Origin of the sequence: Sphingobium lactosutens (genome assembly GCF_013393185.1) — a bacterium.
Classification (GTDB): domain Bacteria; phylum Pseudomonadota; class Alphaproteobacteria; order Sphingomonadales; family Sphingomonadaceae; genus Sphingobium; species Sphingobium lactosutens_A.
Window position 1 is genome coordinate 97,639 of sequence record NZ_QJQX01000031.1, and the last position, 14,239, is coordinate 111,877.

Here is a 14,239-nt window from a genome sequence, read left to right on the forward strand (position 1 = left end):
TCTTATCGGATTCGAGATGCGACCAGTCTAGCGCAGTCGCTCCCCAACCGCTAGGCGATGGGCATGACGACCCGCGACGACCTCATGCTTGCCAATCGCCTGGCCGACGCCGCCGGCGCGGCCATCCGCCCCTTTTTCCGTGCGCGCTACGACCTGGAGATCAAGGCCGACAAGTCGCCGGTGACGGAGGCCGATCGCGCCGCCGAAGCCGCGATCCGCGCGATCCTGGAAAAGGAGCGGCCGGACGATGGCATCATCGGCGAGGAATATGGATCGGTCCGCACCGATGCGGAGCGGGTGTGGATCCTCGACCCCATCGATGGGACGCGCAGCTTCATCGCCGGGCGGCCGATCTTCGGCACGCTGATTGCGCTGACGCAAAGCGGGTGGCCGACCATCGGCATCATCGACCAGCCGATCGCACAGGAACGCTGGGCCGGCATGTCGGGCCAGCCCACCACCTTCAACGGCAAGCCGGTGCGCACCCGCGCGTGCAAGGCGCTGGAAGGCGCCGGCATCGCCACCACCAGCCCGCACCTCTTCGCCGAGGGTGACGTGCCCCATTATTTGGCGCTGGTGGCCAAGGTGTCGGGCGGGTCGCCGCGCCAGGGACCGGTCTATGGCGGGGACTGCTATAATTATGGGCTGCTCGCCTCGGGCTTCCTCGACATCGTCATCGAATCAGGCTTGCAAAGCTATGACTTCGCGGCTCTGGTGCCGGTGGTCGAGGGCGCGGGCGGCCTGATGTGCGACTGGAATGGGGAGCCGCTGACGGCGGACAGCGAAGGCCATGTGCTGGCGCTGGGCGATCCGGCGCGGCTGGAGGATGTGCTGGAGGCGATCCATGATGGCGGGCGTGGCCACGATCATGGGCACAATCATAGGCATGGGCATCATCACGATCACTGATCGGTGCAGGCCACATCCCTGACCGCCGCGTCGAACAGGGCGGTGGCGGCCTCATCGAAGCAGACGAAGCGTATGAGGTCGAAGGCGTCGGGGTCACGGCGCAGCGCCGCACCGACGGCGCTTGCGGCGATCCGCGCCGCCTGATCCTTCGGAAAGCCGTAGACGCCGGTCGAGATCGCCGGGAAGGCGATGCTGCGCAGCGCATGATGGCGCGCCAGGCTGAGCGAATGGGCGTAGCAGCCGGCGAGCAGGTCGCGCTCGCCCCGGCCGCCGCCGCTCCAGACCGGTCCCACCGTGTGGATGACATAGCGGGCAGGCAGGTCATAGCCGCGCGTGATCCGCGCCTCGCCGGTCGGACAGCCGCCGATGGTGCGGCATTCGGCGAGCAGATCCGGCCCGGCGGCGCGGTGAATCGCGCCATCGACGCCGCCTCCACCCAGCAAGCTATTGTTGGCGGCGTTGACGATGGCGTCAGTCGTGCTGCGGGTGATGTCGCCCGTCACCACTTCCCACCGGGTCGCGCCGACGATCATGGCTCAGCTCTTGAGCGGCCCGCCGATCGACCAGACATGGCCGAACGGATCGACGAGCTGGCCATAGCGCGCGCCCCAGAACTGGTTGTCGATCGGAAAGCGGATACTGGCGCCTGCCGACAAGGCCCGGTTCCACCATGTGTCGGCATCGTCGACCTCCAGATGGAGCGTGACACAGGCCGGTGGCGGCACCGGTTCGCCCGCCGTCATCTCGTGGAAATGATCGTTCAGCATCAATGGCCCGTCGTTGATGATGAGGTGCGCGTGCATGATCCGCTCGCCATCGTCGGCGATATGCCTCGTCTGCTCGACCGCGCCGAAGGCTGTTTTGTAGAAATCGATCGCCTCGGTCGCCTTGCCGTCGCCGATGGTGAGATGCGCGGTGACGCCGGGCATGGTGAAGGGTGTTTCGCTCACGGCCGCTCTCCTCTTCGAGTCGTTATCCGCGAAGGATAAACCCGCGCCCCGCCGATCAGAAGTCGATCAGAAGATGCCGAGGAATTTCCTGTCCTGCTTCTTCTTCTCTCCGGCCTTGCCCCTGCCCTTTTCATCCTTGGCGGTGGTGCCGCGGCCGACATCGTCGCGCGGCTTGCCGCCCCTGGTGCGCTGGGCCTGCGCGTCCGCGCCGGCCAGCACCGGGCCGCAGGCCGCGCCCTTGGCATCGCCCACATCGACGAAGGCGAGCGCCGCCGCGATCGGACTGGCGACGATGCCTAGCGCCGCGCCCGCCCCGCCGCGCGCCATCAGTTCGGGCGAGAGAACGGAGATGGCGGGTTTCGCGAAATAGCCGCCGACGCCGACCGGCGACTGGCCGGAAAAGAGGCTGATCTTCTTGCCATCGGCACGGAAGGCGAGGTCGAGGCTTTCATTGCGGAAGGAGAAGCCGCCGCGCCCGAGCATCACATTCTTCTTCGTGTCTATGAGGATCGGGTCGGCCGCCGCCACACCATTGCGCACGGTGAAGGCAATGAGGCCGCAGTTGATCTCCACCGGCTGCTTGAGCTTGCCGGAGAACATCTTGGTGACGAAGGTGCCGACATCCAGTTCGGACAGCTGGACGTTGCGCGCCCACATCGAGCCTGCGGGCAATATCACCGCGATCCGTCCGTTCGCGGTGCTGAGCGAATCATGCAGCGTGTCGCCAAGCCCCGTCATCTGCACCCGCGCCTTGATCGTGCCGCTGGTACCCGATTCCTCCACGCCCCAGCGCGCCAGCAGCTTGCCCATGGGCGTGGGCGACAGGCGGATGTCGTAAGCGGTCCGCACCGGTCGATTGCGCGCGTTGATCTCTATGTCGGAGCCGACATGGCCGCCCGACATGTCGAAGGTCAAAGGCGACAGGGTGAGCAGGCTATGGTCCAGCTTCACCGTCACCGCCGCGTTCGATATTGGCAGGTTGGGCGCACGGATCGTCTTCACGCTGTAGCGGACATTGGCGTCGAAGTTGCGGATCGCCTCGACCCGGAGCGGGGCGTCGGGCAGGATTCGGGGCGTGCCGGCAACCGTTTCGATCGCGCCGCCCGCGCCTTCCTGCGCCAGCCGCTGCGGATCATAGCCGATGAAGGGACCGACATCGATGATGTCGAGTTTTTGCGTGGCGAGGTCGGCGTCGATCAGCAGGCGGCTGTTCGGCAGCGATACGGTCATCTTGCCGGCCAGATCGCTGTCGCCGAACCGGCCCTTCAGATGGATGAAGCGCCATTCCTCCCCCGCTTTGGTCAGCGCAGAGGTGAAGCGATAGGCGCGGGTGTCGGGGATGGCGACGCCCAGGAAATCGAACAGCAGGCGGAGATTGGGACCGGTCGTTACCAGCCTGAGGTCGCTGCCCTCCAGCTCGGTCGCGCCGGGCAGCGTGCCGCTCACCTCCAGCGCGGTCGCCCCGGCCACGGCGCGCGCCGACAGATTGTTCTTGCCGCCCGTCACGGTCGCGTTGGGCGACAGCAAGCCCCCGGCCAGGGTGAAGGGACGGTCGCGCATCGTGCCTTTGCCGGAAAAGCGGATATCGTGGGTAAAGCGTGTGTCCTGCGCGCGCACCGTTTCGAACCCGATGTCCGTGGACAGTTGCATCACCGGATCGCGATAGCGCAGCGTCGTGCCCGCCAGCAGTGCGCGGCGGATCAGAGGCAGCGTCATCGGCTCGCCCTTGCGATCGGGATCGCCCAGCGTCCATGTATTATGCGCCCGGTCGCGCGACCATTCGAGGTCGGCGGCGGCGTTGTGCAGTTCGAGCCATTTGATCCGATACTGGCGGCCGAAGATCAGGCTGAGCGGCGCGATCCGCATGTCGATCAGGTCGGCGCGAAACAGATCCCGGCGGCTGGCCCAGGGCAGGTTGGCGATGCGCAGCCCCTCGGCACGGAACCTGATGCTGATCGGGGCGAAATAGAGCTGGAAATCGCCGCTGACGCGGACCTGCCGCTCCAGTTGGCCGCCGACGATCCGCTCGAACGGATGTTTCAGGAACCGCCCCTTGGTGACGAACAGGATCAGCCAGAGCGCAAAGAGGGTGCCGACGATCCACAGCAAGATGCGCACGACCAGCGGTAGGCGGCGCCAGCGCTCCCGCGCACGGCGGGCATGGGGCCGCCATCCGGAGGTTGGCGCCGGGCGCATGAGAGGATCGACATCAGCCATGGCAGGGCATGAACGCCGCGATCCAGGCATTGGGTCCGAATCGCTTGCTTTTGCGGACGCGCCCGACTATGCGCGCCGTTCGCGATATTCAGTGAGACCGCCCGGCTAACTAGGGCTGCCGTGGCTGTCTGTAATCGTCGCGCTGCAAAAGGAGACGAAAATGCCCAAGATGAAGACCAAGAGCGGTGTGAAGAAGCGCTTCAAGTTCACCGCCACCGGCAAGGTCAAGCACGGCGTCGCTGGCAAGCGCCACCGCCTGATCAGCCACAACGCAAAATATATTCGCCAGAACCGCGGCACCAGCGTGCTGTCGGATTCGGATGTTGCCCATGTGCGCCTGTGGGCGCCCTACGGCCTGAAGTAAGGAGTAGAGGCACATGGCACGCGTCAAACGTGGTGTAACCACCCGCGCCAAGCACAAGCGGATCCTGGAACAGGCGAAGGGCTATTATGGCCGTCGCAAGAATACGATCCGTGTCGCCCGCCAGGCCGTCGAAAAGGCCGGCCAGTACGCTTACCGCGACCGCAAGGTCAAGAAGCGCACCTTCCGTGGCCTGTGGATCCAGCGCATCAACGCGGGCGTCCGCGCTGAAGGCCTGACCTATTCGCAGTTCATGCACGGCCTGAAGCTGGCCGGCGTGGAGCTGGACCGGAAGGTTCTGGCCGACATCGCGATGCACGAAGGCGAGGCGTTTAGCGCCATCATCGCCCAGGCGAAGGCTGCGCTGCCCGCAGCCTGAGGCTGATCGATCGCAAGATCGTCAAAAGGGCGCCGGGGCAGATGCCTTCGGCGCCCTTTTTGTTTTACTCGACCTTCGTTCGTTTCGAGCGTGTCGAGAAACGCCTTGCACCGCGCCCGCCGCTTCTCGACGCAGCCTGTCCTGAGCGCCTGCCTTGTAGGCAGTCGAAGGGCTCGAAGCGAACGGAGTTTGGCAGCCGGAATTTCCGAAGGAACCATCCCATGTCGCTGCATCTCTGGTGGTTGTACGTTACGGCGGTCTTCCTGATCTCGGCCACGCCCGGCCCCAACATGCTGCATGTCATGACGCAGAGCATCGCCCATGGCCCGCGCAAGGCGACAGCCACGATGGCGGGTCTGATGAGCGCGGTGCTGCTGTGCCTGATCGCCTCGGCGCTTGGCCTTGGCGCATTGTTGAAGGCGTCGCCGCGCCTGTTCGACGTGCTGCGCTATGCCGGCGTCGCCTATCTCGTCTGGTTGGGGATCAAGGCCTGGCGCGCGCCCGTGGGCGGCGGTGAAGCGAGCGCGACCAACGCCCGCTCGGCCCGCGCCCTCTATGGCACCGGGCTGCTGACCGGCCTCGCCAACCCCAAGCTGATCATCTTCGCCGCCGCGCTCTTCCCCCAGTTCATCGACCTGGAGCGCCCCTTCTGGTTGCAGCTCGCGATCCTGATCGCCAGCTTCGTGATGATCGAAAGCTTCTGGTATGGCGTCTACGCGTTGGGCGGCCTGCGCCTCGCCCGCTGGCTCGAACCCGTCAACCGGCAGAAGCTGTTCAACCGCGGCACCGGGTTGCTGTTCATCGGCTTTGGCGGCGCGCTGCTGGGGGCCAGAGCATAAAGGCCACGTCATTCCCGCGAAAGCGGGAACCCATCTCCTGAGGTGACTATGGCGCGCGAGATCAGCCCAACCGTCTACATCCTCGCCAGCCGTCGCAACGGCACCCTCTACACGGGCGTCACCGCCGATCTCATAAAGCGGCTCTACGAACATCGAAACGGCTTGATCCAAGGCTTCACGAAAGACTACGGCGTCAAGCGCCTGGTCTGGTTCGAACCGCATGACAGCATGGACAGCGCCATCCTGCGGGAAAAGCGGATTAAGAAATGGAACAGACAGAGGAAGATCGAGCTGATCGAAGCCGGCAATCCCGATTGGGATGATCTGGCGCTGGGCTTTGGCTTTGAGCCTTTGTCCTCTTTACGTAGCGACTGACCGGCAGGTCGGGAGATGGGTTCCCGCTTTCGCGGGAATGACGAAGGTTTGAAAAGATGACTGAGATTGCCAATCTGAAAGCCGGCCTGATCGCCGACATCGCCGCCGCCGACACGCTCGACGCGCTGGAGGCGCTGCGGGTGGGGGCGCTGGGCAAGAGCGGGGTCGTGACCGGCCTCCTGAAGACGCTGGGCGGCATGTCGCCGGATGAGCGGATGGAAAAAGGCCCGCCGATCCAGGATCTGCGCGAGAGTGTCACCGCCGCGCTGGCCGACAGGAAGGCGGCGCTGGAGCAAGCGGCGCTCGACGCGAAGCTCGCTTCGGAAAAGGTCGACATGACCCTGCCCGCCGATCTGGGTGCGCAGGGCAGCGTCCATGCCGTGTCTCAGGTCATGGACGAACTGGCGGAAATCTTCGCGGACCTCGGCTTCTCGGTCGCGACGGGGCCGGAGATCGAGGACGACTGGCATAATTTCACCGCGCTCAACATCCCGGAGACGCACCCGGCGCGCGCGATGCACGACACCTTCTATTTCCCCGATGAAGAGGGGCAGAAGAAGATGCTGCTGCGCACCCACACCTCGCCGGTGCAGATCCGCACGATGATGACGCAGGAACCGCCGATCCGCATCATCGCGCCGGGCCGCGTCTATCGCAGCGATTCCGATGCGACCCACACGCCGATGTTCCACCAGATCGAAGGGCTGGTGATCGACAAGGGCATCACGCTGGGTCATCTGAAATGGACGCTGGAAACCTTCCTCAAGGCCTTTTTCGAGCGTGAGGACATCGTCCTGCGCCTGCGCCCCAGCTACTTCCCCTTCACCGAACCGTCGGTCGAGGTGGACGTCGGCTATACGCTGACCAATGGCCAGCGCGTGATCGGCGGCGACGGCGATGCGCCGGACGGCGGCTGGCTGGAAGTGCTGGGCAGCGGCATGGTCAACCGCCGCGTGATCGAAGCGTGCGGGCTTGATCCCGACGAATGGCAGGGCTTCGCCTTCGGCACCGGCGTCGACCGGCTCGCCATGCTCAAATATGGCATGAACGACCTGCGCGCCTTCTTCGACGGCGATCTGCGCTGGCTGAAACATTATGGATTTTCGGCACTCGACGTGCCCACGCTGTCGGGAGGAGTCGGCGCATGAAGTTCACCCTGAGCTGGCTCAAGACGCACCTCAAGACCGATGCCGACCTGGCGACGATACTCAAGACGCTGAACGCCATCGGGCTTGAGGTCGAGGGCGTCGAAAACCCCGCCGAAAAGCTGGGCGCGTTCAGGATCGCCAGGGTTCTGACCGCCGATCGCCATCCGCAGGCCGACAAGTTGCAGGTGCTGACCGTCGATCATGGGGACGGCAATCCGTTGCAGGTCGTGTGCGGCGCGCCCAATGCGCGGGCGGGCCTGATCGGCGTGTTCGGCACCGAAGGCGCGGTGGTGCCGGTCAACGGCATGGTGCTGAAGAAGACCGCGATCCGTGGCGTCGAATCCAACGGCATGATGTGCAGCTTCCGCGAACTGGAGCTGGGCGAGGATCATGACGGCATCATCGAACTGGCCGCCGACGCGCCGGTGGGTGAAGTCTATGCGAATTGGGCTGGCCTCAACGATCCGGTCATCGACGTGTCGATCACGCCCAACCGGCAGGACTGCATGGGCGTGCGCGGCATCGCGCGCGATCTGGCGGCGGCGGGCCTCGGCACGCTGAACGCCATCATCGTGCCGACCATTGAGGGCACGGGTCCGGGACCGGACGTGCGGACGGACGATATGGACGGCTGCCCCGCCTTCTTCGCGCGCACCGTGCGCGGCGTGACCAATGGCGCGTCGCCCGAATGGATGAGCAAGCGGCTGAAGGCGATCGGGCAGAAGCCGATCAGCACACTGGTCGACATCACCAACTATATCATGATCGACCTTGGCCGGCCGCTGCACGTCTATGACATGGCGACGTTGAAGGGCGGCCTTGTTGCCCGCAAGGGCAAGCCCGGCGAGCAGGTGCTGGCGCTGAACGGCAAAAACTATACGGTCGATGAGAGCATGACCGTCATCGCCGATGACGAGGCCGTGCACGATATCGGCGGGATCATGGGCGGCGAACATTCGGGCGCGCAGGACGGCACGACCGACGTGCTGATCGAATGCGCCTATTTCACGCCGGAGCGGATCGCGGTGACGGGGCAGAAGCTGACCCTGACCAGTGATGCGCGTGGCCGCTTCGAGCGCGGCGTCGATCCCGCCTTCCTGGACGACGGCCTGTCGATCGCGACCGATCTGGTGGTGAAGCTGTGCGGCGGCACCGCCAGCGAAGCGACCCGCGCGGGCATCGCGCCCGCCACGCAGAAGACGGTCGCCTACAGCCCCGACCGGTGCCTGGCGCTGGCCGGGGTGGACGTGCCCGCCGACGAGCAGCAGCGCATCCTCGAAAGCCTGGGCTTTGCCGTCAGTGCCTCGGGCGGCGGCGTCGAATATCAGGACGGCATGCCCGTCACCATGCCCGCCAGCTGGACCATCACGGTTCCGACCTGGCGGCGCGACGTCGATGGCTGGCCCGACATTGTCGAGGAAGTCGTGCGCATCGTCGGTCTCGACCATGTGCCCTCCACCCCGCTGCCGCGCGTGCCGGGCGTCGCCCGTCCGACCGCCACGCCGGAGCAGCTGGTCGAGCGCCGGGTGCGTCGCACGGCCGCCGCGCGCGGGCTGGCCGAAGCGATCAACTGGTCCTTCCTGTCCGAAAAGGAAGCCGCCGCCGTGGGCGGAGGCGACTGGACGCTGGCCAATCCGATCTCCGAGGATCTGAAGGTCATGCGGCCCTCGCTGCTGCCCGGCCTGCTGTCGGCGACGAAGCGCAATGTCGATCGCAGCGCCACGTCGGTCCGCCTGTTCGAGCTGGGCCGCCGCTATTTCAAGCAGGGCGAGCGCGCGACTGTGGGCTTCGTGCTGGCGGGCGAGAAGACCGCGCGTGGCTGGCAGAGCGGCAAGGCGCAAGCGTTCGACGCCTTCGACGCCAAGGGCGAGGTGATCGCGCTGCTGGCCGCCGCCGGTGCGCCGGTCGCCAACCTCCAGAGCTTCGGGGAGGCGTCGGCCGCCTATCATCCCGGCCAGTCGGGCACGTTGCGGCTGGGTCCGAAGGTGGTGCTGGCCGAATATGGCGTGCTGCATCCGTCGCTGGCGAAGCAGTTCGGCCTCAGCGGCACCGTCGTCGCGGGCGAAATCTTCCTCGACTCCATTCCCGGCAAGCGCAAGAGCGGTTTCATGCGCGCGCCTTACGCGCCGCCCGCCCTGCAGGCGGTGAAGCGCGACTTCGCCTTCGTCGTGCCGGAAACGGTCGAGGCCGACGCGCTGGTCCGGGGCGTCAAGGGCGCGGACAAGAAGAGCATCGTCGACGCGCGCCTGTTCGACGTCTTCGTCGGGCCGGGCGTGGAGGAGGGCTTCAAGTCGCTGGCGGTCGAGGTGACGCTCCAGCCCGGCGAGAAGAGTTTCAGCCAAGAAGAGCTGGAGGCGATCAGCGCTGCCGTGGTCAAGGCTGCACAGAAGCTGGGCGGGTCGCTGCGGGGATAAGCCTCAACGTCCGTTCGTTTAGAGCGTGTGGAGAAACGTGAAGCACGCGCTATCAGTTTCTCGACTGCGCTCGAAACGAACGGACCGCAGTTACTTCTTATCGTCGTCCTTCTTTGCTTCCTTGGGCGCTGGGGGCGGCGCGATCGGTGCGATCTTGCAGCCTTTGGCCGCCGCCAGCCCGCGCAGATAGCCGCGCCGCGCGATGCCCGCCGTCACCGCCGCCTGCAACCGGCGCTCGGCGGGCGCCGCGCCGCTGATCTCGCGCACCAGCCCGCGGAAGGGGATCAACGAATTGACGATGGTCTTGCCCACCGCCTCGGCGATCTTGCCGGTGCGATTCTCATTGGCTTCCTTGCCGACGGTGAAATCTTCGCCCAGCACGGCATTGAGTTCGCCAAGCCCCATGTTCAGCCCCTTGCAGGTCCGGTTGGCCGGCTGGGCATAGGGATTTTCGACCGCCTTGGTCAGCACGGGCGGAATCTCGTCCTTGTCCAGCCCGACGTCCCGCCCCGGCTGGGTCGCGATACGGCCCGCCTTGTCCAGCGTGTCGTCCTTCTTCTTGTCCTGTTCCTGCGCGATGGCCGTGCCCGACAGCAGCAGCGTCAGGGCGATGGCGGTAGTGATTGGTTTCATTTCGTCCTCCCATCCGCCAAACCTGCGGAATGGCCTGTCGGTTCCCCAACCGAAACGATCAGAGGTGAAGACTCCTTTCCGACACGACGCTATGTCAGGCGCAAATCCCGCTGGAGGCCCGCTTGTCCGACACCCGCATCGCCATCGCTTCGTCCGATCTGTCCGCGCAAATCGATCCGCTGGGCGCGGAACTCTGGTCGCTCAGGGACGCGCAGGGGCGCGAGTTGATGACCGACGCCGATCCGCGCTGGTGGACCGGCCATGCGCCCCTGCTCTTTCCCTTCGTCGGGCGATCGCGCGGCGACGTCTATCGGCTGGACGGGCGGGAGTATCCGATGCCGCAGCATGGCTTCGCCCGCCACAGCGACTTCGCGCTGGTCGAGCGGGGCGAGGATCATGCGCTGTTCCGGCTGGAAGCGGACAATGCGACGCGCGCCGCCTATCCGTTCGACTTCCGGCTCGACATGGGCTTCGTGACTGACGGCCCGACGCTGCGCATGACCGCCACCGTCACCAATCGGGGCGAGGCGGACATGCCCTTTTCCTTCGGCTATCACCCGGCCTTCGCCTGGCCCCTCCCCTATGGCGGCGCAGCTGAGGACCATTGCGTGCTGTTCGACCAGCCCGAACCCGCGCCGATCCGCAAGGTCGGCGACGAACCCGGCCTCATCGCCCGTAAGCCCGTCCCATCCCCGGTGGAGGGCGACACGCTCGTCCCCACTTATGCCATGTTCGAGGGCGACGCGCTGATCTGGGACGATCTTGCCAGCCGATCGCTGACCTGGGGCGTGCCCGGCCAGCCGCATCTGAAGATCGACTTTCCCGACACGCCCTGGCTCGGCCTCTGGCAGAAGCCGGGCGCCCATTATCTGTGCGTCGAACCCTGGGCGGGCATGGCCGATCTGGTCGGCTTTACCGGCGCCGTCTGGGACAAGCAGGGCGTCATGGCGCTGCTGCCGGGCGATAGCCGGTCGTTCCGCATGGACGTGACGCTGGTTCAGCCTTAACGCGCGACTCGCTTTGGGCGCAAAAATCCCTATATGGGCCGCCCATGAGCATCCCATCCCGCCGCACCTTCGCGATCATTTCCCACCCGGACGCCGGTAAGACCACGCTGACCGAAAAGCTGCTGCTGGAAGGCGGCGCGATTCACCTGGCGGGCGAGGTCAAGGCGCGCGGCGCGAACCGGCGCGCACGATCCGACTGGATGAAGATCGAGCAGCAGCGCGGCATTTCCGTCACCTCGTCCGTCATGACCTTCGAGCGGACCCGCGATGGCGAGACGATCACCTTCAACCTGCTCGATACGCCGGGCCACGAGGATTTCTCGGAAGACACTTATCGCACCCTGACCGCCGTCGATTCCGCCGTCATGGTGATCGACGCGGCCAAGGGCATCGAGCCGCAGACGCGCAAGCTGTTCGAGGTCTGCCGCCTGCGCAACGTGCCGATCATCACCTTCGTCAACAAGGTCGACCGCGAAGGCCGCGAGACGTTCGGCCTGCTTGATGAGGTCGCCGACCAGCTGCAACTCGACGTCTGCCCGATGAGCTGGCCGGTCGGCATGGGCGGTGAGTTCGAGGGCATTTACGACTTCGCCACCAACCGGCTGATGCAGCCGAGCGGACCGAGCAAGGAATTTGACGGCACCCGCCACCAGTTCACCGGTCTCGACGACCCGAAACTGGCCGATTATCTGTCGCCCCGCGCGCTGGAGAAGCTGCGCGAGGAGGCCGAACTGGCGCAGGGCGGCTATGGCGAGTTCGACCTTGGCCGTTACCGCCATGGCGACCTGACCCCGGTCTATTTCGGATCGGCGCTCAAGCTGTTCGGCGTTACCGAACTGATCGACGCCCTGTCCGCCCATGCGCCGCCGCCGCGATCGCAGCCCGCAGAACCGGCCGCGGTCGAACCCGAGCAGAGCGAAGTCACCGGCTTCATCTTCAAGGTGCAGGCCAATATGGACCCGATGCACCGCGACCGCATCGCCTTCATGCGCCTCGTCTCCGGCAAGTTCCGGCGCGGCATGAAGCTGACGCCGTCAGGCAGCGGCAAGCCGCTCGCCGTCCATTCGCCGATCCTCTTCTTCGCGCAGGACCGCGAACTGGCCGACGAGGCCTTCCCCGGCGACATCATCGGCATCCCCAATCATGGCGCGCTGCGCGTGGGCGACACGCTGAGCGAAAAACCCGGCCTGCGCTTCACCGGCCTGCCCAATTTCGCGCCGGAAATATTGCGCCGCGTGGCGCTGAAAGACCCGACCAAGACCAAGCAGCTGCGCAAGGCGCTGGACGACCTGTCCGAGGAGGGTGTCATCCAGGTGTTCTACCCGGAAATCGGCAGCAACTGGATCGTCGGCGTCGTCGGCCAGCTTCAGCTCGAAGTGCTGATCTCGCGCCTGGAGGCGGAGTATAAGGTGGCGGCGGGGCTGGAACAGTCGCCCTTCGACACGGCCCGCTGGATCAGCGGCGACGAGGCGGCGGTGAAGGATCTGGTGTCCTACAATGGCGCCAACATGGCCAAGGACCGCGACGGCAATCTCGTCTTCATGGCCAAGAGCGCCTGGGACATCGGCTATCAGCAGGAACGCCACCCCAAGGTGAAGTTCAGCGCCACCAGGGAGCGCTGACGCGCCGTAAAGCCGACAGCGATCTGGACAATCGCGCGCCCGGATTCGATTGATGATTGGCCGGAACAAGGTGCCCTCATTGATGATATGTAATCATCAATGAGGGCGGGTCAGACCGTCACCCAATCCTTGCGCAGCGCTTTGCCGGCGAGCGCCATAAAGAGGCCCGCGAGCAGGTAGAAGCCGAGCGCCGCGACGATGGCGTAGCGCAGCGCTTCGGTTCCGTAGGTCGGCGTCAGCGCATCGGACAGGGCGCCGACGCTCCAGCTGCCAAGGCCAAGGCCCACCAGATTGTTGATGAGCAGAAAGGTCGCCGAGGCGCTCGCCCGCATATGCGGCGGCACCAGATGCTGCACGGCGGTCAGCACCGGCCCCAGCCAGACATAGACCAGCGCCTGCGGGATCAGGAACAGGGCGAAGGCGACGGTCACGCTGCTCGACAGCACGCCGATCACGAACAGCGGCATGCCAACGACATAGCTGATCGCCGGCACCCAGGCGAAGAAGGCCTTGTCCTTGCCGCCCATCGCATCGCCCAGGAAGCCGCCCAGCAGCACGCCGGCCACGCCGCCGATCAGCAGCAGCCCGCCAAGAAACTGCCCCGCGCCCAGCAGGTCGAGGCCGAAGCTGCGCATCAGCAGACTCGGCAGCCAGAAGGCGACGCCATAGCCGCACATCGAACTGGACGCGGCACCCAGCGCCAGCATCCAGAAACTGCGCTTGGCGGCGAGGATGCCGAACACGGCGCTGACCGGCACCGCTTCCCCCGCCTGCACCGGCCGCGCGGGTTCGCGCACGACCAGGCGGAAGATGGGTGCGATCAGGATGCCGAGCAGGCCGACCGCGATGAAGGCCGTGCGCCATTCCACCGTCTGCGCGATATAGCCGCCGAGCAGCACGCCCCCCGCCGACCCGAGCGGGATACCGAGCGAATAGATGGACAGCGCCCGCGCGCGCTGGTGCGCCGGAAAATAGTCGGAAATGACGGCATAGGAGGGGGCGACGCCGCCCGCCTCCCCCACGCCCACGCCGATGCGGAACAGGAACATCTGCATGAAGTTGCCCGCCACGCCGCACAGCGCGGTGAAGCCGCTCCAGATGGCGAGGCTGACGGTGATGACCCATGTCCGGCTGGTCCGGTCCGCGAGCAGCGCCAGTGGGATCGCCAGCGTCGAATAGAGCAGGGCGAAGGCGATGCCGCCCAATGCACCCAGCTGCGTGTCGGTCAGCTGCAACTCCGCCTTGATCGGTCCGGCGAGGATGCCGAGAATCTGCCGGTCGAGGAAGTTGAATGTATAGACCAGCAGCAGCATCGCCAGAACGACGCCACGATAGGCGGGGGAGGAGGTTCGGTCGGTCATGCCTGCTTCCTGCGGACCATTTTC

14 protein-coding genes are annotated in these 14,239 nt (G+C 65.9%); 9 read left to right on the top strand and 5 right to left on the bottom strand.

What is annotated here, in order from left to right; all coding sequences use genetic code 11:
- Positions 1-63: 63 nt before the first annotated feature.
- On the top strand, positions 64-909 hold the full coding sequence (hisN, locus tag DM806_RS04665) for a histidinol-phosphatase (protein ID WP_179042066.1): 846 nt from the start codon (positions 64-66) through the stop codon (positions 907-909).
- Here the strand turns inward: hisN and DM806_RS04670 are convergent.
- The 3 genes from DM806_RS04670 to DM806_RS04680 all read right to left on the bottom strand — a co-directional run bounded on the left by DM806_RS04670 (position 903) and on the right by DM806_RS04680 (position 4,076).
- Positions 903-1,442 carry an O-acetyl-ADP-ribose deacetylase gene (locus tag DM806_RS04670; protein WP_179042067.1) on the bottom strand — a complete coding sequence of 180 codons (540 nt, stop codon included), beginning with the start codon at positions 1,440-1,442 and terminating at the stop codon, positions 903-905. The two genes, hisN and DM806_RS04670, sit on opposite strands and share 7 nt — an antisense overlap.
- 3 nt (positions 1,443-1,445) lie before the next feature.
- A complete protein-coding gene (locus DM806_RS04675; protein WP_179042068.1) occupies positions 1,446-1,859 on the bottom strand; it encodes a VOC family protein in 414 nt (137 codons plus the stop codon).
- A gap of 66 nt (positions 1,860-1,925) precedes the next feature.
- Complete coding sequence (locus DM806_RS04680; RefSeq protein WP_179042069.1) at positions 1,926-4,076, bottom strand: AsmA family protein; 2,151 nt, start codon at positions 4,074-4,076, stop codon at positions 1,926-1,928.
- A 160-nt stretch (positions 4,077-4,236) separates the two neighbouring features.
- Between DM806_RS04680 and rpmI the strand changes: the two genes are divergently transcribed.
- The 6 genes from rpmI to pheT all read left to right on the top strand — a co-directional run bounded on the left by rpmI (position 4,237) and on the right by pheT (position 9,592).
- Positions 4,237-4,440, top strand: coding sequence for a 50S ribosomal protein L35 (rpmI, locus tag DM806_RS04685; RefSeq protein WP_056690492.1), 204 nt, complete (start codon positions 4,237-4,239; stop codon positions 4,438-4,440).
- A 13-nt stretch (positions 4,441-4,453) separates the two neighbouring features.
- Positions 4,454-4,816, top strand: a complete 363-nt coding sequence (gene rplT / locus DM806_RS04690; RefSeq protein WP_179042070.1) for a 50S ribosomal protein L20 — start codon at positions 4,454-4,456, stop codon at positions 4,814-4,816.
- A 221-nt stretch (positions 4,817-5,037) separates the two neighbouring features.
- Positions 5,038-5,655: a LysE family translocator gene (locus DM806_RS04695; protein WP_179042071.1), complete on the top strand. Its 618-nt coding sequence runs from the start codon at positions 5,038-5,040 to the stop codon at positions 5,653-5,655.
- Positions 5,656-5,703: 48 nt separating this feature from the next.
- Entirely contained in the window at positions 5,704-6,030 is a 327-nt protein-coding gene (locus DM806_RS04700; RefSeq protein WP_179042072.1) for a GIY-YIG nuclease family protein, read from the top strand.
- Between the two features lie 56 nt (positions 6,031-6,086).
- On the top strand, positions 6,087-7,178 hold the full coding sequence (gene pheS, locus DM806_RS04705; RefSeq protein WP_179042073.1) for a phenylalanine--tRNA ligase subunit alpha: 1,092 nt from the start codon (positions 6,087-6,089) through the stop codon (positions 7,176-7,178).
- Entirely contained in the window at positions 7,175-9,592 is a 2,418-nt protein-coding gene (gene pheT, locus DM806_RS04710) for a phenylalanine--tRNA ligase subunit beta (RefSeq protein WP_179042074.1), read from the top strand. The genes pheS and pheT overlap by 4 nt, the downstream gene beginning before the upstream one ends.
- A gap of 90 nt (positions 9,593-9,682) precedes the next feature.
- Here the strand turns inward: pheT and DM806_RS04715 are convergent, their stop codons facing one another.
- The gene (locus tag DM806_RS04715) at positions 9,683-10,225 is read right to left on the bottom strand and encodes a hypothetical protein (RefSeq protein WP_179042075.1); all 543 of its coding nucleotides are present in this window, start codon (positions 10,223-10,225) and stop codon (positions 9,683-9,685) included.
- Positions 10,226-10,347: 122 nt separating this feature from the next.
- On the opposite strand from DM806_RS04715, the gene DM806_RS04720 reads away from it, so the two are divergent.
- Both DM806_RS04720 and DM806_RS04725 read left to right on the top strand, forming a co-directional pair.
- Positions 10,348-11,232, top strand: coding sequence for an aldose 1-epimerase family protein (locus tag DM806_RS04720; protein ID WP_179042076.1), 885 nt, complete (start codon positions 10,348-10,350; stop codon positions 11,230-11,232).
- Positions 11,233-11,276: 44 nt separating this feature from the next.
- Positions 11,277-12,854 carry a peptide chain release factor 3 gene (locus DM806_RS04725; protein WP_179042077.1) on the top strand — a complete coding sequence of 526 codons (1,578 nt, stop codon included), beginning with the start codon at positions 11,277-11,279 and terminating at the stop codon, positions 12,852-12,854.
- A gap of 110 nt (positions 12,855-12,964) precedes the next feature.
- Here DM806_RS04725 and DM806_RS04730 read toward each other — a convergent pair whose 3' ends face one another.
- Positions 12,965-14,215: a spinster family MFS transporter gene (locus DM806_RS04730; RefSeq protein WP_179042078.1), complete on the bottom strand. Its 1,251-nt coding sequence runs from the start codon at positions 14,213-14,215 to the stop codon at positions 12,965-12,967.
- Positions 14,216-14,239 lie beyond the last annotated feature (24 nt).